The sequence below is a fragment of the Streptomyces sp. NPDC107546 genome (genome assembly GCF_055639175.1).
The window spans coordinates 1-22,135 of sequence record NZ_JBVKBA010000060.1 but is presented as its reverse complement, the minus strand read 5'-3'; the positions used below and the strand labels follow the sequence as shown (position 1 = coordinate 22,135).

At 68.1% G+C, this 22,135-nt stretch carries 22 protein-coding genes and 9 pseudogenes; 12 read left to right on the top strand and 19 right to left on the bottom strand.

The features are described 5' to 3' along the window. The first annotated feature begins 26 nt into the window (after positions 1-26). Complete coding sequence (locus ACZ7L1_RS37935) at positions 27-167, top strand: LAETG motif-containing sortase-dependent surface protein (protein WP_471444095.1); 141 nt, start codon at positions 27-29, stop codon at positions 165-167. A 101-nt stretch (positions 168-268) separates the two neighbouring features. On the opposite strand, the pseudogene ACZ7L1_RS37930 reads toward ACZ7L1_RS37935, so the two are convergent. Next, positions 269-472: pseudogene (locus tag ACZ7L1_RS37930) on the bottom strand (cholesterol oxidase); the annotation flags it as partial. An 88-nt stretch (positions 473-560) separates the two neighbouring features. On the opposite strand from ACZ7L1_RS37930, the pseudogene ACZ7L1_RS37925 reads away from it, so the two are divergent. Beyond that, positions 561-770: pseudogene (locus ACZ7L1_RS37925) on the top strand (IS5/IS1182 family transposase); the annotation flags it as partial. Between the two features lie 12 nt (positions 771-782). Here the strand turns inward: ACZ7L1_RS37925 and ACZ7L1_RS37920 are convergent. The 3 genes and pseudogenes from ACZ7L1_RS37920 to ACZ7L1_RS37910 all read right to left on the bottom strand — a co-directional run. Further along, positions 783-1,289, bottom strand: coding sequence for a DinB family protein (locus ACZ7L1_RS37920; protein WP_471444094.1), 507 nt, complete (start codon positions 1,287-1,289; stop codon positions 783-785). A 164-nt stretch (positions 1,290-1,453) separates the two neighbouring features. Then, positions 1,454-2,089 (bottom strand): diguanylate cyclase domain-containing protein, encoded by a 636-nt coding sequence (locus tag ACZ7L1_RS37915; RefSeq protein WP_471444092.1) that lies wholly within the window; start codon positions 2,087-2,089, stop codon positions 1,454-1,456. A gap of 638 nt (positions 2,090-2,727) precedes the next feature. After that, positions 2,728-2,946: pseudogene (locus ACZ7L1_RS37910) on the bottom strand (transposase); the annotation flags it as partial. A gap of 426 nt (positions 2,947-3,372) precedes the next feature. On the opposite strand from ACZ7L1_RS37910, the gene ACZ7L1_RS37905 reads away from it, so the two are divergent. Further along, positions 3,373-4,008, top strand: coding sequence for a maleylpyruvate isomerase N-terminal domain-containing protein (locus ACZ7L1_RS37905; RefSeq protein ID WP_471444090.1), 636 nt, complete (start codon positions 3,373-3,375; stop codon positions 4,006-4,008). A gap of 8 nt (positions 4,009-4,016) precedes the next feature. On the opposite strand, the pseudogene ACZ7L1_RS37900 reads toward ACZ7L1_RS37905, so the two are convergent. Then, positions 4,017-4,253: pseudogene (locus ACZ7L1_RS37900) on the bottom strand (ATP-binding protein); the annotation flags it as partial. 516 nt (positions 4,254-4,769) lie between these two features. On the opposite strand from ACZ7L1_RS37900, the gene ACZ7L1_RS37895 reads away from it, so the two are divergent. Continuing rightward, positions 4,770-4,991 (top strand): recombinase, encoded by a 222-nt coding sequence (locus tag ACZ7L1_RS37895; protein ID WP_471444088.1) that lies wholly within the window; start codon positions 4,770-4,772, stop codon positions 4,989-4,991. A 44-nt stretch (positions 4,992-5,035) separates the two neighbouring features. Here the strand turns inward: ACZ7L1_RS37895 and ACZ7L1_RS37890 are convergent, their stop codons facing one another. Further along, entirely contained in the window at positions 5,036-5,332 is a 297-nt protein-coding gene (locus ACZ7L1_RS37890) for a hypothetical protein (protein WP_471444086.1), read from the bottom strand. A gap of 136 nt (positions 5,333-5,468) precedes the next feature. On the opposite strand from ACZ7L1_RS37890, the gene ACZ7L1_RS37885 reads away from it, so the two are divergent. Continuing rightward, complete coding sequence (locus ACZ7L1_RS37885; RefSeq protein WP_471444084.1) at positions 5,469-5,858, top strand: hypothetical protein; 390 nt, start codon at positions 5,469-5,471, stop codon at positions 5,856-5,858. Positions 5,859-6,345: 487 nt separating this feature from the next. On the opposite strand, the gene ACZ7L1_RS37880 is transcribed toward ACZ7L1_RS37885, so the two are convergent. From ACZ7L1_RS37880 to ACZ7L1_RS37865, 4 genes are all read right to left on the bottom strand, one after another. Next, the gene (locus ACZ7L1_RS37880; RefSeq protein WP_471444082.1) at positions 6,346-7,113 is read right to left on the bottom strand and encodes a glucose 1-dehydrogenase; all 768 of its coding nucleotides are present in this window, start codon (positions 7,111-7,113) and stop codon (positions 6,346-6,348) included. Positions 7,114-7,201: 88 nt separating this feature from the next. Next, the gene (locus ACZ7L1_RS37875; protein ID WP_471444081.1) at positions 7,202-8,224 is read right to left on the bottom strand and encodes a zinc-dependent alcohol dehydrogenase family protein; all 1,023 of its coding nucleotides are present in this window, start codon (positions 8,222-8,224) and stop codon (positions 7,202-7,204) included. 73 nt (positions 8,225-8,297) lie between these two features. Continuing rightward, positions 8,298-8,711 carry a (R)-mandelonitrile lyase gene (locus tag ACZ7L1_RS37870; protein WP_471444079.1) on the bottom strand — a complete coding sequence of 138 codons (414 nt, stop codon included), beginning with the start codon at positions 8,709-8,711 and terminating at the stop codon, positions 8,298-8,300. 59 nt (positions 8,712-8,770) lie between these two features. Then, positions 8,771-9,091 (bottom strand): carboxymuconolactone decarboxylase family protein, encoded by a 321-nt coding sequence (locus tag ACZ7L1_RS37865; RefSeq protein ID WP_471444076.1) that lies wholly within the window; start codon positions 9,089-9,091, stop codon positions 8,771-8,773. Positions 9,092-9,316: 225 nt separating this feature from the next. On the opposite strand from ACZ7L1_RS37865, the gene ACZ7L1_RS37860 reads away from it, so the two are divergent. Next, positions 9,317-10,204, top strand: a complete 888-nt coding sequence (locus ACZ7L1_RS37860; RefSeq protein WP_471444074.1) for a helix-turn-helix transcriptional regulator — start codon at positions 9,317-9,319, stop codon at positions 10,202-10,204. A gap of 49 nt (positions 10,205-10,253) precedes the next feature. On the opposite strand, the pseudogene ACZ7L1_RS37855 reads toward ACZ7L1_RS37860, so the two are convergent. Further along, a pseudogene (locus tag ACZ7L1_RS37855) lies at positions 10,254-10,352 on the bottom strand (IS5/IS1182 family transposase); the annotation flags it as partial. A gap of 135 nt (positions 10,353-10,487) precedes the next feature. Between ACZ7L1_RS37855 and ACZ7L1_RS37850 the strand changes: the two are divergent. The 5 genes and pseudogenes from ACZ7L1_RS37850 (at position 10,488) to ACZ7L1_RS37830 (ending at position 13,546) form a co-directional block, all read left to right on the top strand. Then, positions 10,488-10,856 carry a VOC family protein gene (locus ACZ7L1_RS37850; protein WP_471444072.1) on the top strand — a complete coding sequence of 123 codons (369 nt, stop codon included), beginning with the start codon at positions 10,488-10,490 and terminating at the stop codon, positions 10,854-10,856. Between the two features lie 282 nt (positions 10,857-11,138). Further along, on the top strand, positions 11,139-11,645 hold the full coding sequence (locus ACZ7L1_RS37845) for a DUF6624 domain-containing protein (protein WP_471444070.1): 507 nt from the start codon (positions 11,139-11,141) through the stop codon (positions 11,643-11,645). A gap of 62 nt (positions 11,646-11,707) precedes the next feature. Then, a pseudogene (locus tag ACZ7L1_RS37840) lies at positions 11,708-11,887 on the top strand (Tn3 family transposase); the annotation flags it as partial. Between the two features lie 697 nt (positions 11,888-12,584). Then, positions 12,585-13,055 carry a hypothetical protein gene (locus tag ACZ7L1_RS37835; protein ID WP_471444068.1) on the top strand — a complete coding sequence of 157 codons (471 nt, stop codon included), beginning with the start codon at positions 12,585-12,587 and terminating at the stop codon, positions 13,053-13,055. Between the two features lie 59 nt (positions 13,056-13,114). Continuing rightward, positions 13,115-13,546 (top strand): hypothetical protein, encoded by a 432-nt coding sequence (locus ACZ7L1_RS37830; protein ID WP_471444067.1) that lies wholly within the window; start codon positions 13,115-13,117, stop codon positions 13,544-13,546. Between the two features lie 230 nt (positions 13,547-13,776). Here the strand turns inward: ACZ7L1_RS37830 and ACZ7L1_RS37825 are convergent. The 6 genes and pseudogenes from ACZ7L1_RS37825 to ACZ7L1_RS37800 form a co-directional block, all read right to left on the bottom strand. Then, positions 13,777-13,872 (bottom strand): annotated as a pseudogene (locus tag ACZ7L1_RS37825) (IS5/IS1182 family transposase); the annotation flags it as partial. 1,147 nt (positions 13,873-15,019) lie between these two features. Beyond that, positions 15,020-15,892 carry an endo alpha-1,4 polygalactosaminidase gene (locus ACZ7L1_RS37820; RefSeq protein ID WP_471444065.1) on the bottom strand — a complete coding sequence of 291 codons (873 nt, stop codon included), beginning with the start codon at positions 15,890-15,892 and terminating at the stop codon, positions 15,020-15,022. Positions 15,893-16,532: 640 nt separating this feature from the next. Beyond that, complete coding sequence (locus ACZ7L1_RS37815; RefSeq protein WP_471444063.1) at positions 16,533-16,718, bottom strand: hypothetical protein; 186 nt, start codon at positions 16,716-16,718, stop codon at positions 16,533-16,535. Between the two features lie 162 nt (positions 16,719-16,880). Beyond that, positions 16,881-18,128 carry a ThuA domain-containing protein gene (locus ACZ7L1_RS37810; protein ID WP_471444062.1) on the bottom strand — a complete coding sequence of 416 codons (1,248 nt, stop codon included), beginning with the start codon at positions 18,126-18,128 and terminating at the stop codon, positions 16,881-16,883. Positions 18,129-18,410: 282 nt separating this feature from the next. Next, positions 18,411-18,641, bottom strand: a pseudogene (locus ACZ7L1_RS37805) (SDR family NAD(P)-dependent oxidoreductase); the annotation flags it as partial. 44 nt (positions 18,642-18,685) lie between these two features. Further along, complete coding sequence (locus ACZ7L1_RS37800; RefSeq protein ID WP_471444060.1) at positions 18,686-19,573, bottom strand: SDR family NAD(P)-dependent oxidoreductase; 888 nt, start codon at positions 19,571-19,573, stop codon at positions 18,686-18,688. Between the two features lie 71 nt (positions 19,574-19,644). Here ACZ7L1_RS37800 and ACZ7L1_RS37795 point away from each other — a divergent pair, with 71 nt between their 5' ends. Beyond that, positions 19,645-20,583 (top strand): LysR family transcriptional regulator, encoded by a 939-nt coding sequence (locus tag ACZ7L1_RS37795; RefSeq protein ID WP_471444058.1) that lies wholly within the window; start codon positions 19,645-19,647, stop codon positions 20,581-20,583. Between the two features lie 478 nt (positions 20,584-21,061). On the opposite strand, the gene ACZ7L1_RS37790 is transcribed toward ACZ7L1_RS37795, so the two are convergent. Continuing rightward, the gene (locus tag ACZ7L1_RS37790; protein ID WP_471444056.1) at positions 21,062-21,880 is read right to left on the bottom strand and encodes an alpha/beta fold hydrolase; all 819 of its coding nucleotides are present in this window, start codon (positions 21,878-21,880) and stop codon (positions 21,062-21,064) included. Positions 21,881-22,048: 168 nt separating this feature from the next. Next, positions 22,049-22,135: pseudogene (locus tag ACZ7L1_RS37785) on the bottom strand (DUF4097 family beta strand repeat-containing protein); the annotation flags it as partial.

Genomic DNA, 22,135 nt, shown 5'->3' with positions numbered 1-22,135 from the left:
AGCCGAACCAGAGCAACACCCACAAGGTGACCGGCACCCTCGCCTCCACCGGTTCCTCCTCCGCGCTGCCGACCATCGCGCTCGTCGGCGGTGTCACCGTCGTCGCCGGCGGTGGCGTGGTCTTCGCGGTGCGGCGCCGCAAGACCGGGGGCCACGCCGCCGCGTAACGGTCGCGGGCGTGGGCGGACCGTGTGAGCGGTTCGCCCCACACCAAGGACAAGGACCTGGACTCGGAGGGAGGCTCAGGTCCTTCGTCACTTCTCCGGCGCTACTGCTTCTGCGGCACCTCCGGCATCCCGAGGAACGGCAGCCGCAGCGCCCCGAACCCCTCGGCCGGCACCGCCGGGTGACGGGGTTCCACCGGCTTGAGCCGCTCGTACCGCGCCCCCTGCGCCGGGCGCGGATCCGCCTCACCCTTGCTCGGTCAGTACGACATGGCCCGCTCGGCCTGCGCGGTGATCGTCAGCGAGGGGGTTGGGGAAGTCGAAGGTCTCTCGGTGAGCCGCGACGCCGCGGAGGAGAAGCTCACGCAGCTGGATGTACGGCAGAAGAAGAAAGACTCTCAGCGGGCCAACCGCCGACGAAGGGGCAGCAGGGGCGGCCGACCCGCAGGCTTCGACAAGACGATCTACAAGCGAAGGAACGAAGTCGAGCGGACGATCAACGCGTTGAAGAACTCCCGGGCCGTGGCCACGAGGTGCGACAAGCGCGGCTACATCTTCCACGGCACCGTCACCGTCGCCTCGATCCGACTCTGGCTCCGCCCGTGATCTCCGCCGGATCTAGTCGCCGGTCGTGCCGTCGAGCATCTCGCGCAGGATGTCCAGGTGGCCGTTGTGGCGGGCCGTCTCCTCGGTGAGGTGGAGGAGGATCCAGCGCAGGTCGACGTGGAGTCCGTCGCGGACGGCTCGCTGGGCCTGCTTGCCCAGGCCGTTCCCGGCGACCAGTTCGCGGTAGCGGGCACTCTGTTCGGCGTATTCGTCGAGCAACTGCGTGAGCGGGAAGTCGACGGCGATACGCATCTCGCGGTCGGGGTCCTCCTCGGTCCAGGGGCCCCGGTCATCCTCGCCGAGGAAGATCACTTGGAACCAGTAGTACTCGACCCAGCGGAGGTGGTTGATCACTCCGCTCATGGTCATCAGCGGTGAGCCCGGCAAGAGCGCCTTGCGTGCGTTCTCCGCAGAGACGCCCTCGCACTTGGCGCGGGCGGTGTCACGTGTGTAGTCGAGAAACGTGGTGAGCTGGGCGCGCTCGTCCCACGTAGGCGGCGTGTCGTCGATTCTTGTCATCACGCGAAGCGTCCCCGATCACCGGGACCGATGTCGAGGTATTTATCGGCGGACCCAACCTGCTTCACCCGGCTCCTTGTCCGGCGGGTCGCTACAGCGATCCAGCGCCGGTGGGCCGCCCGGCATGATCCGCCGGACAGGCCCTAACCAGATCGTCCTTGCTGTCAACGCCGCCTCCGTGCAGCTGACGTATCCCGTGCGAGGGAAGCATGTTGGCGGTGACGGCATCCATAAATCTGCGGTAGGCCTGGGCCCGGTCGTCCGGGCTGCCGGTTGATGAGGGCGCGTGCAATGCTGCCGGCCGCCTTGGTGCTGGCGGAGGTGACGGGTTCCATGCGATCGGTTGTGCACCGGCCGCGTGGAACATCGGTGACCTCGGCCCGCACGGGCTCGGGATCGGGACTTGGGGAGCTTATCCAGAGCCCACAAGCGAACTTGTCACCGCCCAGCCTGACTGCGGGCGCCTGGTGCCCGCAGCTCCAGCGGGCCAGACGCAGGCCCATGGTGCGGATGACGGCGTCGCCGGCGGCGTGCCCGTAGGTGTCGTTGACCGCTTTGAAGCCATCGGCGTCCAGCAGGAGTACATGCACGGCGTCGCGGCGGCCGGTGCGCACCAGCCGGTCGCTGCAGGCGAGCATTTCGGGACGGCCGGGCAGCCCGGACCCCGGGCACCGTCGCGCGGCTTCCAGCTGGCGGCGTACGCGTAGGTCGTCGGCGAGGGCGGCGAGGGCAAGCGGCACGGCGGCCGCGGCGATGACGAGGGTGCGCGGATGCTGCCGTAAGCCGGCGTTTGCGGGCATGACGGATCTCCGTTCTCGCCCCTTGCGGGCAGAATGAGGGAGGCGCACCTCGGGCTGTCCAAGGCGTAGAGGGCGCGCCTCTTGCTGTGTGATCGCCTGCCCTCCCGGCCGTGCCGGGAAGGCGGGCATGCTGGGAAGTGCTTGCATCGCGTAACGGGGATTGGGGTGTCCTCCTTAGAAGTCGTCTCATTTGGATGGGCAGCAGAGGTGAGACCTATGGGTGCGGGTCGTTGCACGTGATGTACTGCTGTGGCGACTTCGGCCAGGGATGGGCTGGCATGAGCGGTCCGCTAGCTGGTGCAAGAGGAGGGGCGTGGGGTCTGTGGGCGGGCAGAATGAGGTCCGTGAGAGGGAGGAGTGGCCGACGTTCACTCGAACGGACTGGCTGATACTCGCTGCCTCCCTGGTGGTTGTAGTGGTGGCTGTGGTCATGCTTGTGACAATCCACCCGCCCAAAATGGAATGGGTGTGCGCAGGGTTCAGGGGTGCGCCTCCTTGCTCCCGGAGGCCGCGCCGAATACCAGTCAGCGTTCCGGCCTTGTGCTTGCTGGCAGTGGGCGTGACCACCGCGTTGCTCATCGTGCGTGCCGGATGTGCGCGTCGGCGGGTTCGGAACGCCGCGACGGTGAAGAACAGCCTTACGCCATGAGTCTGCGGTAGCAGATGAGGCTGCAGGCGATGGCGGTGAAGGCCAGGAAGTGTTCGGCCTTGCGTTCGTAGCGGCGGTGCAGGCGGCGGCAGCCGGCCAGCCATGACATCGTGCGCTCGACCGTCCAGCGATGCCGGCCCAGCCGAATGGAGGACTCGATGCCCTTGCGGGCGATGCGGTGACGGATGCCTCGCTTGCGTAGGGAACGACACCGAGAAGGGCGTGGAGGCTTTCCAGATCTGGTGGGACGAGCACTACTGGAACCTGTGGATCTTGACCCGTGACGGAATCGTGGGACCTGCCACCGGGTCAGCGCTGCTAGCTGCAATCAATGGGGATGGTTACTGTGAGCAGTACCTGCCCTGAGTTCCGTACATCGCTTGGGTTTTTTGGCTGTGCCCGTTTCTTCGGGAGTCGTTTGTTGGTGACTTCGGGAGTCACCCAGGGAGACGCCGGTTTGATCAATGTCAGCGACTTTGGATGTCGCCCGGCCCATCCGCGTGAAGCCATGCGGGGCATTTGATCGGTTATGCCCTCTCGAAGCGAGTGCGCTGCGTGGAGGTCGTGTGGCATCTCGCTTCCCCCTCGGCGGTACTGCGTAAGGATGGGCTTCCGGACGCATCATGGGGGGCTTGTGAGTCTGAAGAACGCCTACTTGGAGACCGCCGCGCAGGCCGCAGCGTTGCTGAACTCACCGGAAGTGGCCGCTGCGTGGGAGAAACCCAGCGCGTTGGCGCAGTGGACTGTCGGCGGTCTGGCCGGCCACCTCGCGTATCAGATCTTCAGCGTGGATCCGGCGCTGGAGGGACCCGCCTCTGGGCAGGAACCCATCTCAGTGCTGGAACACTATGCGCGAGCCGTGTGGATTGATGCGCCGCTCGACGGCGAAGTCAGCTCTGGGATTCGAGCGAAGGGCGACGGCATCTCGTCCGAAGGCGTGCGGCGGTTGGTCGAGCGGGTCCATGCCGCGCTCGACCAGCAGCGGTCCCGCCTCGAGGAGGTGCATGGCGACTGGGTGGTGTTCATGCCACAAACAGGGTGGGCGCTGATCCTGGACGATTTCCTCGTGACCCGACTGGTCGAGCTCGCTGTACATATGGATGACCTGGCGGTCAGCGTGGGCCTCAGCATGCCGGAGCTTCCCGGCGCGGCCCTCGATCCCGTGGTCGCGCTGCTGACCTCGCTTGCCATCCGGCGCCATGGCCAAGCGGCACTGCTGCGTGCCCTGACTCGCGCGGAGCGGGCACCAACTGCGATCAACGTGTTCTGAACGTTGCGTCAGCTCGCGTCCGCCCGTTCGGCCTGGGCTTTGGTGTGGGCGAGGCGGAAGGACTCGTTGCCGGTCTGGATGATGGCGCCGTCGAAGGTCAGCCGGTCGACGATGGCGGCGCAGAGCCGCGGATCGGTGAACGTCTTCGTCCACCCGCTGAAACTTTCGTTCGACGCGATGGCGACGCTGTTCTTCTCCTCGCGCTCCGTCAGAAACTGAAACAGCAGTTCAGCGCGGCTTCGGTTTTGGGCAGCCGGTGATGACGTGTCCGGGATGCGCGGACCGCCGCGGCCCTGTCCGGGAGCGCGGCACCTGCCGGTGGTGCATGGCCCGCGTCGGCTTAGAGGGCATCTGATCTAGGTAGCTGATGTTCTGGGCTGTTTTTGTGACTGTCGGGGTTGGCAGTCGTTTCAGGTGTGTGAGTGCTCGTCGTCCGTACCGCAGGATCTTCGTGACCGACGCAATCATGAACGGTCTGCCACCGCACATCGCTCAAGTGATCTGCGGGCATAAGAGTCTTGACACGACGATGGGCTACAAGGACCCTCGGGAATTGCATCAGATGGGCGAGAATCCGCAGGTCGCGAGCTCAGGTCGATGGGCTGGCGAACTCCAACGCCACTACCCAGGTCCATCAGCTCAGGGTCGGTGTTGGCATAACGCATGGCTGCATCCTTGCGCGGGGAAGACCCAGCTGCCAGCGGTTTACCCAGGCCCCGAGTAGCGATCGCTAGTTCAGAGAAGCCTGCATCAGATGCCCGATGCTGCAGGTCAACCCGAAGATGCTGTCGCGACTCGCGGAGATTGAGAAGGACCTCGTCCTCCGTCGCAAGCGAGCTGAGCAAGAGCAGTGGCTCGGCGAGATCGAAGGCATCGACATGACCCTGACCTTCGTACGCACCAAACAAGCCGACGCAGCTCCCCTCACGCAACGGTCGCCCGTCGCCCTCGCCATCCCAGCCACCCCTCCCCGGCCCCCATGACCAATGAAGGCCTCATACACGTCAACGGCGCTCCCTGCCTGAGATCAGCCCTGGGAAATGACCTCCGCTCGCAAACGCTCGTGCTCGGCTCCAGCAGAGGGTTCGCCGTCGAAATAGTCCTCCCAGAAGCCTGGACGCTGCCATTCCTTCGGCGCCAGCGTCACCTGGCCGTTCTCCAGTCCTGCAACCCAACAGTCCGGCATCCGGCCGCTGACCACGATGAACATGGCGGCATCCCATAGCCCAGGAGAGTCTCGCTCCACCAAGACGTCGGACCGCTCAGGAATCCGTAGCAGCACCCGGGTCGAGGTCGTGATGACCTCCAGGACCGGATACTCCACGCCCACCCGGATTCCTGGGTGATCATTCACCACCTCTCCGCTCGTAGGACTGATGATTTGAACACACCGGACGATCATGTCGGCACCCTACGCGGTGCTTCGGCTTGACTTGGTGCAGAGAAGGCGGAAGTACAAGGTGCGCGAGACGACTGAGGCGATCGTCGGCGCGATCACCGGCACACTCGCCGCTCCCCGCACCCTGCTGCTGGGCAGGTTCGACGACCGCGGCCGCCTTCGGTACGTCGGCCGCACCACCACTCTCGCCCAGGCGGCGAGCAGAACGGTCGCCGGACTACTCGCCCCGACCCGGCACGGTCATCCATGGACGGGCTGGTCGTTCTCCGCCGGGTGGGGCAGCCGCGAGACGCCGAACCTCACGCTGGCGGAACTCGAGCTGGTCGTGGAAGTCGGCATCGACGTCGCCCGCGACACCTCCGGCCGGTGGCGCCACCCCGCACGCCTGCACCGCGCCCGCCCCGACCTCTCCCCCGCCGACGTCCTCCACCTGGCGCCGCCGACGCGCTGACGGCGGCACGGGCGCGGCGGCCCCGGCCGACGCGCGATCGGCTGAGCGCGCGCCCTGATCCCCGGCCGCGTCCGCGCCGCCCATCCCGCCCCTCCCTTTTCCTTCACTCCAGCCAAGGGACATTGGCGAAAGCGGCCGCAACGGGGATGTCAGCGGGCCGACCACGCGGAAACCGCGTGGTGAGCTGCAAGACACGGAGAAGGTTCACCGGGTCGCGCAACAGTAGGCGCGACCTCCAGCGCAACCCGATGGCACAACCGTAGGCGCCCGCCAGCTGCGCATGAAGTGCCTCCCCGTACGCGCGCAGCGCGGCCTTGCCGGCGGACAGCGACGCGTAGTCCGGGGGAAAAGAGGAACACCATGCCGTAGAAGCCGGGCCATGAATGCGAACCCGGCCGCGCAGGAGACCACGACCGTGCGCCGGCGCAGCAGCCCCAGCGAGACCATGGCCGGTTGCTCGTCATCCATCGAAGGGCCTGCCCTCGGCTCAGTGGGCGGTGAAGCCGCCGTCCACGGGCAGGGCGACACCGATGACGAAGGCGGCGGCCGGACTGCACAGCCACAGAACCGCGGCGGCGATCTCGTCGGCGGTGCCCAGGCGGCCGATCGGCTGCTGTTTCATGATCTCGGCCATGGCCTCAGCCTGCCCTTCGAGCATGCCGGCGACCATCGGGGTGTCGATGGTGCCGGGGCACACGGCGTTGATGCGAATGCCCTTGGGCGCGTACTCGACGGCGGCGCTGCGGGTAAGGCCGATCACGCCGTGTTTGGAGGCGTGGTAGGCGGCGCGTTGGGGCAGGCCGACCAGGCCGCCGAGGGAGGAGCAGTTGACGATCGCGCCGGAGCCCTGGGTCCGCATCTGCCGCAGTTCGTGCTTCTGGCAGGTCCAGATGCCGCGCAGGTTGACCGCGTTGACGCGGTCGAAGTCCTCGGCCCTCTCGTCGGCGGCGTCGGTGGGCGGGGCCTGGATACCGGCGTTGTTGAAGGCCATGTCCAGGCGCCCGAAAGTTTCCACCGTGCGCGCGACCATGGCGGCGGCCTGGTCCTCGTCGGCCACGTCGCAGCCGATACCGAGGGCCTGGTGGCCGGCGTCGGTGAGGTTCCGAGCGGCACGCTCGGCGGCCTTGTGGTCGAGGTCGGCGAGGACGACGGCCGCGCCAGCCAGCGCGAAGGCGCGGGCGGTGGCCAGGCCCATGCCGGAGGCGGCGCCGGTGACCAGGGCGACCTGCCCGGTGAAGTCGTAGGTGGGGTTCATCAGCCAAGAGTCCTGTTCAGCGATCATGGTCGACGCGGCGACGTGGGCTGTGTGGTGCCGACCGCCGGCCGGCACCACACGCAAGGTCTCAGGGACGCAGCAGGGCCTTGATGGCGCGGCGCTCGTCCATGGCCTTGTAGCCTTCGGCCGCCTCGGACAGGGGCAGCTTCAGGTCGAAGACCTTGCCCGGATCGATGCGGTCGGCGAGGACCAGGTCGATCAGGTGGGGAAGGTACTCGCGTACGGGGGCCGGGCCGCCACGCACTCCAACGTGGGAGTAGAACAGCTGCTCGCCGTCGAGGGAGACGCCGTGGGGGACGCCGACGAAGCCGACGTTGCCGCCGGGACGGGTGGAGTTCAGTGCCTGCTGCATCGACTGCTCGTTGCCCACGCACTCCAGCACGCGGTCGGCGCCGATCCCGCCGGTCAGCTCCTTGATGCGGGCCACGCCCTCCTCGCCGCGCTCGGCGACGATGTCGGTGGCGCCGAACTCGCGGGCCAGCTTCTGCCGGGACTCGTGCCGGGACATGGCGATGATTCGCTCGGCGCCCAGTTCCTTGGCGGCGATCACCGCGCACAGGCCGACCGCGCCGTCACCGACGACGGCGACCGTGTCGCCCGGTTGCACCTCGGCGGCCTTCGCCGCGTACCAGCCGGTGCCCATCACGTCGGAGCAGGCCAGCAGGCTGGGGATGTACTTCTCGTCGGGCACCTCGGGGGTGGCGGCCAGCGTGCCGTCGGCCAGCGGGATGCGGATCTTCTCGGCCTGGCAGCCCTCCGCGCCGACGAACTCGCGGCGCAGGCAGTTGGTCTGGTAGCCGTTCTTGCAGTTCGGGCAGGTGTTGTCGGAGGCGAAGAACGAGCCGATGACGAACTGCCCCGGCTGGACGGCCTTCACGTCCGCGCCGACTTCCTCGACGATCCCGACGTACTCGTGCCCGAAGGGTGTGGGCTGTCCGACCGGATTGATGCCGCGGTAGTCCCACAGGTCCGAGCCGCACACACAGGTGGCGACGGTGCGGATGACCGCATCGGTCGGGTTCTGGATCGAGGGGTCGGTGCGCTCCTCGAAGCGCACATCCCCGGGAGCGTAAAGGACGGCTCCACGCATGATGGACGGGCCTTTCTGGTTATGAGGGGACCGGTGCCCCGTCGTCGGGGCGGCCGGCAGGTACAGGGGGCGGTCAGCGGGCGACGGCGGCCAGGGCCTTGGCGTACTGCTCGTCGGTGACCGGCTCCAGCCAGGTCGTGCCGTCACCGTTGTCGTCGCCGACGAGCATGGCCACGTGGGCCATGAGGGTGGTGTCGGTGGCGCCGTGCCAGTGCTCCTCACCGGCCGGGCACTTCACCGTCTCACCCGCTGTGGCCCGCACGACACTGCCGTCGCGGATACCGACCAGGCCGACGCCGTCGGTGATGCAGAGGGTCTGGCCCTTGGCGTGGGAGTGCCAGTTGGTGCGGGCACCAGGAGTGAAGCGCACCAGAGCGGCGGCCAGACGGGCCGGATCGGTGGGCGCCTCGATCTGGTTGAGGTAGACGTCCCCGGTGAAGCGCTCGGCGGGAGCCTTGACGGTGGGGGTGGAGGTGATGTGTTCCACGACGGCCTTCCTTGATCTCTAACGGGGTGGTGGGGCGGGTCGACACAGGGAGTGCCTGGTCAGGCGGTCCGCTCGTCGGCGATCTTCTTCAGCTGCGTGATCGCGGTCATGGCGTTGGGCCACCCGGCGTAGAAGGCCAGGTGGGTGATGGCCTCGGACAGCTCCTCCACACTCAGCCCGTTGTCCAGGGCCACACCCAGGTGGTAGGGCAGCTGCTCGCTGCGGTAGAGGGCGGCCAGCACGCTGACCGTGACCAGGCTGCGGTCCCGCGGCGACAGTCCGGGCCGCTCCCAGACGTCCGCGAACAGCACCTCGTTGGTGATTTCGACCAGCTTCGGCGCAATATCGGCCAGCTCCTGGGGCGCGGACTGCTTCGCCATAAGGTGACTCCCTACGATGGTTCGAACATGTGGATGCGGCACTTTTAACCGTCGGCCCTACCGGGGGGGGCGGCATCCGCAGGCGGGTTCCCACAGCGGCGGGCTCGGACCACATCCGCTGCCACCATCGAGGAAACCGCAGCTCACAGCCCTGCGGAAGGCACTGCTGTTACAGGTACTGACAGAACCCCCCAGCTCTGGTCCACCGCGCTTAGCCTGGCGAATATGGACACCGCCCACGAGATCCGCGAATTCCTCGCCACCCGACGCGCAAAGATCACCCCGCAGCAGGCCGGCCTGCCCGCCTTCGGCGGCGGCAACCGACGGGTCCCCGGGCTGCGCCGCGAAGAAGTCGCCCTGCTCGCCGGCGTCAGCATCGACTACTACGTCCGCCTGGAACGCGGCCGGCTCGCCGGCGCCTCCGAAGAAGTCCTCGACGCCCTCAGCCGGGCCCTGCAACTCGACGAGGCCGAACGCGCCCACCTCCACGACCTGGCCGCCGCCCAGCGCCACCGTCCGCCGCGCCGCGCCGCCCGCAAGACCAAGGCCCCCGTCCCGGCCAGCCTCACACGCGTCCTGGACTCCATGACCGACTCCCCGGCCTTCATCCGCAACGGGCGCCTCGACATCCTCGCCATCAACCCGCTCGGACGTGCCCTCTACGCCCCCCTGTTCACCAGCTCAACCCGACCGGTCAACATCGCCCGTTTCCAGTTCCTCGACCCCACCGGCCGCGACTTCTTCCCCGACTGGAGCGCCTCCGTCAACACCACCGTCTCCCTACTGCGCACCGAAGCCGGCCGCGCTCCAGGAGACTCCGAGCTGACCGGTCTGATCGGCGAGCTCGTCACCAGCAGCGACGAGTTCCGCGCCGCCTGGGCCAAGCACAACGTGCGCCTGCACCACACCGGCCGCAAAGCCTTCCACCACCCGGCCATCGGCGAGATCACTCTCGACTTCGACGCCATGGAACTGCCCGCACAGCCCGGCCTCACCCTGACCGCCTACAGCGCCGAACCCGGCACACTCGACCACGATGCCCTGCGCCTGCTCGCCTCCTGGGCCGCCACCGACCACGAACAAACCCGCCACGAAGACCCCGCCCGCCCCTGACCAGCCCCAACGAGCACAAACGGACCCGAGCAGGCGTTCAGCCCGGCGGCTTGCGCCCCGGATACCGGAACCTGCGCTCACGCTGCGGCAGCAGCAGCTCCAAGCGATCCCACAGCTCATCCGACACAATCCACGGCGATGTCCCCACACCGGACCGACTGCTCAACTCCCGGTCGCGGGCGGCAGTCTGGAGTGTAGATCGTCTGGCAGGGTGGTTTTGCCGATGAGTTCACCGTGCTCGAACGGTCTAACCAGCGACACGACCGTTCTCGACAGGAGTGCGATGTCCACCATCCAGCCAGTGATCATTACTGCCGACCAAGACGTCCTACTCGACTTCTATACGAAGTTGTTCGGCGCCAAGGAGATCTTCCGGGTACCGGAGGAAGGCCCGGCCTTCTACCTCGGCTTGCGCATCGGCGACACCGACCTCGGGCTGGTGGCCAAGACAGACCTGGGGACCGGGGCGGCACCGCGGATCCTGCTCGGCATCGGTGTCGACGACGTCGCTGAGACGCTCGGCCGGGTGGAGGCTCTGGGCGGCTCGGTTCGCAGCGGCCCCAACGACATGCCGTGGGGACAGCGCGTCGCCCACATCCAGGACCCCGACGGCAACCCGGTGAACCTCACCCAGCCGATCCCGGCTCAGTGACGCTGTTCCGGGTGCTTGTGCTGGACGCGGGCCGCCTGCGGTATAGATCAATTGCCTGTAGTGGCCTCGACGTTCGTCAGTACGAGCAGCGCGCGAAGCAGTCTACGTCTTCCACGCGACGGTCAGCGTCGCCTCTATCCGACTGTGGCTCTGCGGGTAGATCCAGTATCGCAACACCTGGAGGTGCTTGTCACCGTACTCCGGAATGATCTTTGTCGCGATATGCCCTCTTAAGGTTGCGGAGAGCCAACGCAACCTGTCGATCTGACTCTTGGAGTAGGGATGGCACCCGATGTGGCCGCGGTGGCGGCAGAGCTCGTGGACATGGCTGCGGCAGATCACCAGGTCGCACACCTGGCGAACAGTGAGGACCCGACGGAGCAGCTGGCGTGGCGTCGCTTGACCGCACATCACGCAGACCGTCTCAACGAGATCATGGATGAGCACGGTTGGCCCACGGCTGAACTGGTCGGCGAGGACGCGGTGCGGGCCGCGTGGTTGATCGCGCAGCACGCAGACCGGCAGCTCGATGTGCAGCGGCGCGCACTTCGACTGATGGAGCAAGCAGTGACCCAAGGCTCAGCCAGCCCGCGCGAGCTGGCCTTCCTGCGCGATCGCACGCTCGTGAACGAAGGGCGGAAGCAGATCTACGGCACGCAGATCGCCGGAGTGAAGGACAGTTCACCTATCCCGTGGCCGTGTGAGGACCCCGAGCACATGGACGAGCGGCGTGCAGAAGTCGGCATCGCGCCATTCGACGAGTACGTCGCTCAGTTCTCGGCGGCCTGACCCACTCTGGACAGATCCGGCGGACATTGGGGACATGACCCGCCGAACAGAACCTAACCGGCTCGAACAAGGAACGCGCCGAGCGGGCGATGCCCGCTCTGCGCCTGCTCCAGTCCGTGCTCGTGCACGTCAACACCGTGCTGCTACGGCAGGCCCTCGCCGAAGCGGCCTGGGAGAAGAAGCTCACCGACGAAAACCGGCGCGGACTGACCGCGCTGTTCTGGTCCAACATCAATCCCTAAAACTCGAGTTCCGACGGGTTCATCGGCGGCCGGCTCCCGGGTGTTCGAGCTGCATGGGTGCGCCGACGGAGGCCGCTACTCCGCGGCAGCGGATTGAAGACGAAAACACCAGGTGGGAGGAGCTGGCTCCTGGGCGTGTTGAGGGTGATCTGTGACGGCGTCTCCGCTTCCGGGATTCCTGAGGCGAGAGGATGGGCGACCCGTGCCCAGGGCGCGATGTACGGGGCCGCCTGGCCCTGCGGTCCTGTCACAGCGCAAGGCACTACCACGCCAGAGCTCAGGAGGAAGCTTCGTCCGCTCGGTCCACCGGCGGTGCGAGGGCTGACAGCATCGGCCCTCTACCCGTTCATCGGCTCCGGTTCCGGGTGCCGGGGTGGGCAGTATGAACCGGGCCGGTGGGCTCGGTTGTGGCCCCGCACAGTACGACGCAGACCTTCTCGCCGCCGCCAGGCCGGTAGCTGAGGCTGGGGAGGTCACGCCGGGCCGACAGATCCAGTCTGGGGTGTCCCGCAACACCGACATCGAACGCTCCCTTCTCGCAGGTCAGAGCGCGGGACGTCCCAGGATTCCTCCACTGGGCTCCGGACGCTGGATCCGGAGAGTGCTTCCGCCCCACCCTCGGTTGCACGCACAGAGCGGGTTGGTCCATCCGATGCCGCTCTGAGCGCTCCATGGCCGAAGAACGGGAGGCATCCCCATGACAAGCGCGCGCAAGGTCATTGCCGCAGCCGCCGTCACGCTGGCGATCGGCGCAGGAACCACCGCAGCGGCCGAGGCCAGCTCCGTCCAGGTGGCGCCGGCTCAGCGGGCGATACACGGCAGTCAGGCAGCCGGCTGGCACCATCTCTGGGGCCCTACGAAGATCACCGCTTCCTACCTCAACCAGCACGGCAAGAAGTGGGTGTCAAGGTCGTTCGACGCCCACTCGGCACGGGTCATCGGCGCCTTCCGTTGCTGGAACGGAGGCGACCACAGCAAGGCACGGCTGCGGATCTACAACGTCGAGACACACAAGTGGATCGGAGACAGCGGTGCTCAGCCCTGCGACTGGACGATGAACTACGTCCAGAACGTGGGCGGCTACCGGGACGGCCAGCCGCTGCGGTTCGTCCTCACGTCGGTCGGCAAGGCGCACGCCACCGAAGTCGGGGCGTTCGGCGCCCCCTGACCTTCCGTTCCGTACGCGCAAGAAGAAGCATGTAGCCCAGTTGGCAGAAAGGACAAACCGTGAACGCACGCAGGCGTGCCACGATTGCAGTTGCAGGAGCGACACTGGTACTCGGAGCCAGCATCACAGGTACAGGTGTCTCGCCACTCGCCCAAGCGCAGACCGCTCAGCCGACCGCATTTGGTTCGGCCTCCGGTCCGTTTCGGATCCACTCCTACGCCGGAGGCGGCAACAAGCAGACGCCGATCATGTGGGCGAACCACTCCGCTCAGATCTGCTACAACGCATGGGGATCACACCTCAAGGACGGCTACAACCTGTACCTGCACGCCAGTTCGGGGATCAAATGGAAAAGCCCGAACTACTACGGCCCGAAGCACAAGACGTGCAGCCCCTGGAAGTATTTCCGAGGAAATTTCACAGGGATGGTGCTCGCCCGTCCGAGCGGGGGAGCCAGTGTCTACGCCGACGTGTGGCTCTACTACAACTGATCACCCCTGCCCGCGATCTAGGCGCTGTCCCGTAATTGATCATGGTTGTGCTTGCTGATCTGCCTGTTCGCGGTTCAGCCGTTGAGGGTGAGGCGGTGGAGGCGGGCGAAGCCGAGCATGGTGTGATGAACGCCGTCACCTCGACCTGGTGGTTGGTGGAGTACCTGTACTTCTTCGACTGCTCGGCGAACGTGTGGTCACGGGTTTGCGCACGGGGTCGGCGCCCCCCACCGCAACGCGGTCACAAGCTTCGTGAACTGTCGCGGGCTCAGCCCGGTGAACGGGGCTATCCAGGAGGGTTCCGACGCCGTGATCACACCAGCCACGGCGAGATCGTCTCACCGTGATACGCTCCGGGCCGGCAGCCTCTGGCGGGATATATCTCGGTCGCCTTCCCTGACACAGCATGACCCTCAGCCTCGTGGGATTACGGGAAACTCTTACGCACCGGCTCCCCATAACTCATCGCGGGTTCGGCAGGTACCCGTGTCCGCCGATTCGGGCTGACACGGGCACCTCTGGGCTGTCGCAGTCGGGAGCACGCGGCAGTCGCGACGCGAGCGGCGATTGGCTGGAGGTCCGCTCCTTCCGAGGCAAGACCAGGCGTTTCACACCCGAGACCGCCGCACCATTCCCCGAAGTCAGCTCCTTCCTCCACGGCTGAGCCTGCTTGTAGCCTCGTCCGCGATCGCACACGACGCAGTTCCCGCATGCCTCACCAGAGACCGGGCCGAACCGGTGAACGTATGCGGTCAGAGCACTAGCTCCCGCTGCGCATCCCGCAGCGGCGCGAGGTGGACATGCGCGATCTGGTCGTGTCTGTCGGGTTCAGCGTCTGGCCCATCCGCAGGACCCGCCGTCCCAGTCGGACGCGTCTGTTGCCGGGCCGCATCTTCCTTGTACGTCGTCGTGTAGGCAGCCTGTTTGTCTCCACGTCGAGCGCGGCGATGTAGTGGGCACGCTGGGCTGACGTCAGTCCGTCATTACCGCACGGAACTGGGCTTCCTGAGTGGGCCGCCCCACCGCGGCCCCCTGGTACTTGACCTGCCCCAGCGCCTGCCGCGAGCGTACGTCGACCCCGCCGTCGCTACCGCCGGGTTGGGCACGGGCGTCCTCGTGCCCCCAGTGGCGCATCCAGGCCGCGGCGTTGTGCTCGGCCTCCTGCCAGGACTGGATCTGACGTCTGGCCGGAGGCTGCGGGGTCTGACCGCCGGGGTGTTCTCGCTCGTCACAGCCATGAAGTATCGCCGACGCGATCCAGACCAGGCGCTGCTCACGCCAGCGCCGTCGGCGCTCGCCGTGGAGCTCGTGCTATTCCGGGCCTGCCGGGCAGCGGCCTGGGCGGCGGTTTTCGCCGGCGCGATGAAACTCCTTCGAGCAGCATGTCCATCCGCTCAACGATCGACTCCGCGTCCGCAGCGCTGATCGGGTCGTCGACCAGGTCGCCATGGGCAGCGTCGTTCCCGGCGAACGTCAGTTGGTCCTGCGCACATAGCCCGGGGTGTCCGGCGTGGACACGTCCCGGTCCCGGCGAACGATGCTCAACCGGTCGCCGTAGCCCGCGAGGGCTTTGCGCAGGCCGCTGTCCGTGTACTCAACATCGACGACGTGGTTGTCGAAGGCCTTCGCGTACGCCTCGCACTCGTCGTACTGCCCGCACTCCTCCGTCACCGCGAAGTCGAGGCCGGTCCGCTTGCGCTGCCCGGCCAGATCGAGGGTGTTCTTCTGGCCGATGGCCAGATGGCGGGCGTGCGCGTGGGCCGACAGGAGGGTGATGAAGGCGGTGGCGTCCTGCGCGCTCAGCAGGTTGTCGGAGCGGGTGTAGCTGTCGTAGTTGTCCGGCTCGACCGCGTCGAAGCCCTTGGCGGCGCAGCCGTCGATCCACTGGTTGATCCGCGTCGCCACCCGGGCGCGCTTGGCCGCCGTACCGATGTCGAGCAGCGCCTCGTTCCAATCCTGGTCGATGACCACCTCGCCGCTGTTGTCCCGCAGCAGCAGATCGGCGGGCCATGTCTTCTCGTCGCCGGGCTGGGCCTGGAAGGCGTTGACGTAACAGATGTTGTAGAGGCCCGGCGCGGGGGACGCCGTACGGTCGCGGCTGACGACGCGGACTCCGCGCGGCGGAGGGTAGGCGCCCCCGATCTGGTAGTCGAAGCCAGCGTGCGGAGGTGGGAGCCTGACCGTGGTGGAAGTCGGCTTCTGCGAGGCGGACGCCTGCGACCGGCTCTGCCCTGGGGTCGCGTCCGAAGGGTCCTCCGTGGCGGCCTTGGTGCCGCAGCCGGCGACCGCCAGCAGGGCCACCACAGCGGCGGCCGCTCCGACACGGGCCACACGCATGACGGACATGTCCGCTCCATCCATCGCGAGTACGACCCCGCCTCGGACGCTGCCGCGCTCCTGGCGACTCGGGCCGGACTTGGACCGTGTCCGCTACCGGCTGGGCGCACCTCTGCCGTACCGGGGCGACGGCCCGGCACGCGCATGATCAAAGCGTCCGACGGCGGCCCGGGTCAAGGCGCCCGGTCACGCGACCCATGGACCTCGGATCCCTGTACGCACCGACCCGGCGCCTGCCCGGGAATCGGCGGCTCGGGCAGAATCGGGAGCCGTGCCCACGACTGCTGATCCCGCCGTCCTGTACCCCGACGTCGCGGCCTGCGGCAGCCTCGCCGCAATCCTCCAGGCAGAGGGCCGCCTCGGCGCCGTCCCCGTGACGCCCTCGGATTCCGCCCCGCTGCTCCACACGACCGTCGCAAGCACCCTGTTGCACCGCGAGCCGCTGGAAATCAGCGCACGGCGGCACGAGCGGCGGTGGTCGATCCGGGGCACAGAGCCCTTCCAGGGCATGACCCTCGTCGACGGCATGACGGACGAACTGGCTCAGCCCGCCAGAGCCGCCCGCGCGTGGCACGACGGGGCGGCTCTGGACGACATCCGCCGGACGGCACCCTTCGTGCACCTGACCGGCCGGTTCGAGGTGCCCGCTTCAGGGCAGGGTGAGATCGGCGATAACGGCGTCGCGGTCGCGTGCAATACCTGCGGCGAGGGCGGGCAGGTCGTCGCTGCGAACGGCTTCTATCCGCTGCGGAAGCCTCTGGCCTTGGCGCTGGGTCATCATCTCGGCGAAGAAGCGAACGCGCCTGGTCAGGGAATCGAGCTCCGGGCATTGCAACAGAACGGTCCTGAGCCGGAGTTGGTCGGTCTCGGACAGTGCTTCAGAGCGGCTCAGGATCCATTTGGAGACGGTCGGTGGCGAGGGGTGGCCGCGGAGCCACCGGCCCGGGCGAGAGGCGTCTCATGCCTTCGCCGACCACGGGGCGCCGGGCCTCCGTGTTCAGGAGGGCAGGGTCCAGCTCTGGTTGGCCGCTCCGGTGCACGACCAGATCTGCAGGCGGGTGCCGTTGGCCGAACTGGGCCCGGTCGCGTCGAGGCACTTGCCGGACTGCGGATTGACCAGGGAGCCGTTCGCGCCGGGATGCCAGACCTGCGAGCCCGTCCCGTTGCAGTCGTACAGCTGCGCCTTGGTGCCGTTGGCGGTGCTGGCCGAGGTCACGTCCATACACTTGCCAAGCGCGCGGAGCGTACCGGCGCTGCCCACGGTCCAGTTCTGCGCGTTGGTGCCGTTGCAGTCGTAGAGCTGTATCGCAGTGCCGTTGGCGGTGCCACCGCCCGCGACGTCCACGCACTTGCCGCCGTACCCGTGGATGGGGCCGGTGGCGTTCGCGGGCGGTGGGGTCACCGGCCCGGACTGCCCCGCTGCCCACTTGATCTCCTGCAAGAGCAGCTGGTTCTGCTGGGCGCTCGCGAACGTCGACGAAAGGGTGGTGTTGGTGGAGTAGTCCATCGCGTTGTGGCCGAAGTTGTTGTAGACCATCCGGTAGTGGCGATTGGACCACACGATCGGGTAGTAGCCGCTGTACCACGTCTGGTTGGGGTCGGTCCCGACCGGAAAGGTGGACGGGGCCAGCGACGCCAGGATGTCGATGTCCGGGTTCTGCCGAAGGTCGTTCTGCCAGCTGTACCACTCGCTGACCGAGGATGTGATGGTGGCAGGCAGACCCGCGGTCGCCGGGTGGCCGGGATCGTCGATCTGCAGGGTCTCGGAGGTCGGCCCCCACGAGTTGCTCCGGAACGTGCCAGTGCCGAGGAAGGTGTTGTGGTACCAGGGCCAGTCGCTCGTGTTGTCGTTGTACGCCGAGACGTGGAAGCCGATGAAGCCGCCGCCGCCCGCCACGTAAGTCTGGAAGGCGGACTGCTGCGCCGCGGTGTGCGGGTAGTCGTCGAAGAACATGACGACCTGGTAGTTCGCCAGGTTCGCCGTGTTGAGCCGGCTCCAGTCGGTGGTCGCGGTATAGGAGAAACCGTTCTGTGCACCTGCTTGCGGGAACCAGGCGTTGGCCTCCTGATCGAAGCTGATGTGCGCCGCGTCGTAGGTACCGTCGTAGAAGGCGATCACGTTGAAGGACGCGGCGGCGTGGGCGCTGTGGGCGGGTCCGGCCTGGACACCGAGGAGTACGGCGAACAGGGCGAGCAGGCTCGACAGGGTGCGGAGCCGGGGAACTTGCGTGCGGGAGGGCGTCATGCGGGGGACCTTCCTCGTGCGCGACCGTGGGGAGCCGTGCTGGGGTGTGCCGCAGTGCAAGATTCCGTGAGCGTACATGTCAACCTTGGTCTAGGCCAAGCCGACGGGACGGACGTGGCATCAACGCCGGTTCCCACCGGTCCGGTTCGGCTTCGCCGCGCATCGCAGTTTCAGAGCGTATGGGCGGAACTGCGGAGAGCCCGTGGTCAACGACGGTCCGAAGCTGCTGGACCGACGGGTGCTGGAGCACCTGGTGGCCGTGCCGTCGGCGGACGTGGCCGGGCGTCGGGCGTTGTCCGGGTCGACGGCGTACCGGACGACGCCGTGCAGTGTGCCGGAGCGGCGGTCGACGACCTCGGTCTCGTCGCAGTCGACGAAGTAGCGGCCGCCGCGGCCTTCGAGGAGGGGCGAGGTGGTCAGGAGCACGGAGGTCGCCGCACCCTGCACGACGGTCTTGATCAGGTGGGCAGGGACTCTGCCGCTGCCGCCGGTGTGACGTTGCAGGTTCGTGTGAGTGAACTCCTGGCGGTGTGCTGTGAGGCGTGTGCAACGGCTTGTCAGGGGGTAAGCATCCGGTCCTGTTCCACCGGGGGTGTGCCGCCGTACCAGGACAGGGCCTCGCCGAAGCGGACCAGTTCGCCGTACCAGGCGGGGTCGACCCGCTCGGCGAAGATCAGGTCGAGCACGGCTACGGCGGCCTGGGCCGGGGTCTGGGCCTGGCGGTAGTCGCTGAACCACGGGCGCGAGGTGGCGGTGTCGACCATGCCGGGGCACACGGAGGCGATCACAGTGCCGGTGGCGAGATCGTGGTCCCGGCGTTCGGCGGCGACCGCTCGGACGGCGGCGACCTGTGCCACCTTCGAGGGCACGTTCAGCCAGACGGGCCAGCCGGCCTCCTGCGCGGTCCCGTCGTGGAGGGCGCGGCGCCACGACTCGACGGCATACTCAACCTGGTCCAGGCTCGCGCCGTCGAACAGGTGCTGCAGCCGGGCGTCGAGGTGACCGAGGGTGCCCAGACTGCTGGCCACGACGAGCAGCCGGCCGCCCGGGCGCAGGACCGGGGCGAAGGAGCGCAGGATGGCATGGGTGGCGGTGTTGGAGACGTCGATGAACTCATCCGCCCGTTCGGCCTGCGACTCATCGGGCAGCACGCGGGCGACCGCATTGGAGACGACGACGTCCACCCCGCCGAACCGGGCCTGCAATTCCTCGGCGAGGCGGGCGATGGCATCGGTGTCGGTCACGTCCAGGATCCGGCCCTGAACGCGGGCACGCGTGCCGGGCAGCCGGCTGACCTCGCGGGCGGCGTCCGCCACCCGCTGGTGGTCGCGGCCGGTGAGCAGGACGAGGTCTTCCGGGTGCATGCGGGTCGCCAGTCCTTCGACGAGGGCGCGGCCGAGTCCCTGGTTGGCTCCCGTTACGAGGGCAATGCGCGAAGCATTCATGCAGGCCACGCTAGGAACGTCACTTCCATGAGTCCAACGAGAGTTGGGCACAGCTGGTATGCGTGAACGTCATGGACTTCACGGATGTGTCGCTGACCGCGCTGCGCGTCTTCCGCGCCGTAGCCGAGCAGGGAACCTTCACCGCGGCCGCCGCCTCGCTGGGCTACACCCAGTCGGCGGTGTCCCGGCAGATCGCCGCGATCGAAAGGGCGGCGGGTACCGAACTGCTGGAGCGGCGGCGCGAGGGAGTACGGCTCACCGCCGCCGGCCGCGTCGTCATGCGCCGCGCGACGATCGTGCTCGACGAGATCGAAGCGACCGCGCGTGAGCTGTCCGGCCTGCCCGGGCAGGCCGGGACGGTCCGCCTGGGGTGGTTCCCCAGCGCCGGAGCCGTCCTGCTGCCCCGAGCCTTGACCGCGCTCCGCCGGACGGACCCCGGCCTGCACGTCGTCGGCCGCGAGGGCAGCACCCCTGCGCTGGTGCGTGCACTGCGGGCCGGCAGCCTGGATCTGGCGCTGCTCGCGTCGGCGCCGCCGTTCCGGCCGCCGGACGCCGAGACGCCCCCGCTCGCCCTGCAAACCCTCACCGAACGAGCACTGTGCCTCGCAGTCCCCTCCACCCACCCGCTGGCCCGCGGCGACTTCATCGACGTGGCCGACCTGCGCGGGCAGCGCTGGATCGCAGGCTCCTCCTCCGGCGAGGACCGGTTGATGGGCGTATGGCCGGGCCTGGACGAGCGGCCCGAGATCGCCCACACCGCACGTGACTGGCTGGCCAAGCTGCACCTCGTCGCGGCCGGCTTCGGACTGACCACCGTGCCCGCCGCCCTCGCCCCGGCCGCACCACCGGGCGTACGCATCCTCCCCGTCCGCGGCGGACCCCAGGAACAGCGCCGACTGCTCCTGGCCCGTCTCCCCCACCCACACACACAGTCCGTCACCCGCGTGGCAGCCGCCCTCCGCGCCGCAGCCCTCGACGCCGACACAACCGCCCCCTCCTCGTCCCCGTGACGGCACCGGACTCTCGGGGGCGACGGGGACCGGCGTCCGGGGTCGCAGGCGAGCCGCGCAGTCCGCCCTGAACTGGCCTGTTCGAAATACTCGCGCTCGGAGGGGGCGCAGGCCCTGGCCTGGCCGAGGGCCTTGGCCTTGATGTTGAAGTGGTAGCGACCCCGGCCTCATCGCCGAGGCCGCCGTGTTCGAGGAGGTCACCTGGCGGCAGGCAGCGGCGGACTGGGGCCGCCGGCTCTGCCCCGATACCGTCAGGCGCCCCGCTCGCTGCCCCCTGCCTGTCGAACAGCCCGAAGAAGCCGACGAGCCGACCGGCTACCGGATGACCAACCTGCCCGCGAAGATGCCCACTGTCCGGCGGGGCACGTGGGGTCCAGGCCCAGGCCGTGCTTGAGTTCGGGATAGTCGTGTTCGATCCGCCAGCGTATGTTCGCCCACCGCACCAGGTCGGCGATCCCGTCAGTCCGCTGGTCTGTCTTCAGCTCCCCCCGCGGTCGAGGGCGGCGACCTCGCGTACGGCCCCGGCGATGGCCTGGTAGTCCTTTCTCAGGATCGCACCGTGGTTGCCGGGGACCTTCGCGCTGACGCGGATGTTCGCGTTGCGGGCGGTCACCGCGTCGAGGCCGGCGCGGATCCGTTCCTGCTCATCACCGCGGCTTCCGAGGGACGTGCCCGAAGCGACCACGTACCGCACCGGGACGGTGATGTTGTCCAGCACGGGGCCCAGCTCGTGCTCACGGGAGAGCCTGCCGAGCTCGATGTTGCTGTTCGCCTGTTCTTCGGCGGTCATCCGCGGGGTCAGGCCAGTCGGGCGGAGCAGCGGCGTGAACCAGCCCATCCGCCGAAACAGCTTGCGGATTCGCTGCTCCATGGCCTCGTCGAGCCAGTCGTGCGGAAACGCGCCGTCGACCAGGACCGCGCCCAAGGTACGGGCCGGATTACGGTCGGCCCAGTGCGCCGCGACGACCGCTCCGTAGGACCAGCCCACCAGCAGCGCCCGGTCCACGGCCCTGGCCGCGAGAACGGCGTCGACATCGCGGACGGCGGCCTCGAAGGAGTAGTCCGCCGAACACTTGGACTTCCTGCCGCGGGCCCGCTCGTCGTAGGTGATGTGCCGCCACTGTGTTCCCAGTTCGGCGATGACCCGCCGCCAGTAGCCCTGGGTGGCGAATTGGCCGTTGAGGTAGATCACGGGGATCCCGGGGCCGCCGCTGTCGGTGACGGCCAGGGCCGTGTCGTCGACCGGCACCATGCCGGTCCACTGTGCATTGGTCGAGAAGGTGCTGTTCTTCCTCATGGGTCCCCCCTGGTCGCGTGAAGCGTCTTGTTCGACTTCTCCGGGCGCCGCGCGTGGAGCGCGGGCCCCTGGGGACGGGCGGCCGGGTCCTCGGCGGTGACCGAGAGGATCGCGGTCGCGGTCGGCCCGGCCGGACAGTCCTGGCTGTGCTCGTTGGAGGCTGCGGATCTACAGGCTGTGGGCGGTGATGTCGCCGTGGGAGGTGGTGGCGCGGATGTCGAGTTCGGTGGTGCCGTCGTTCTTGAGGGCGTTGCT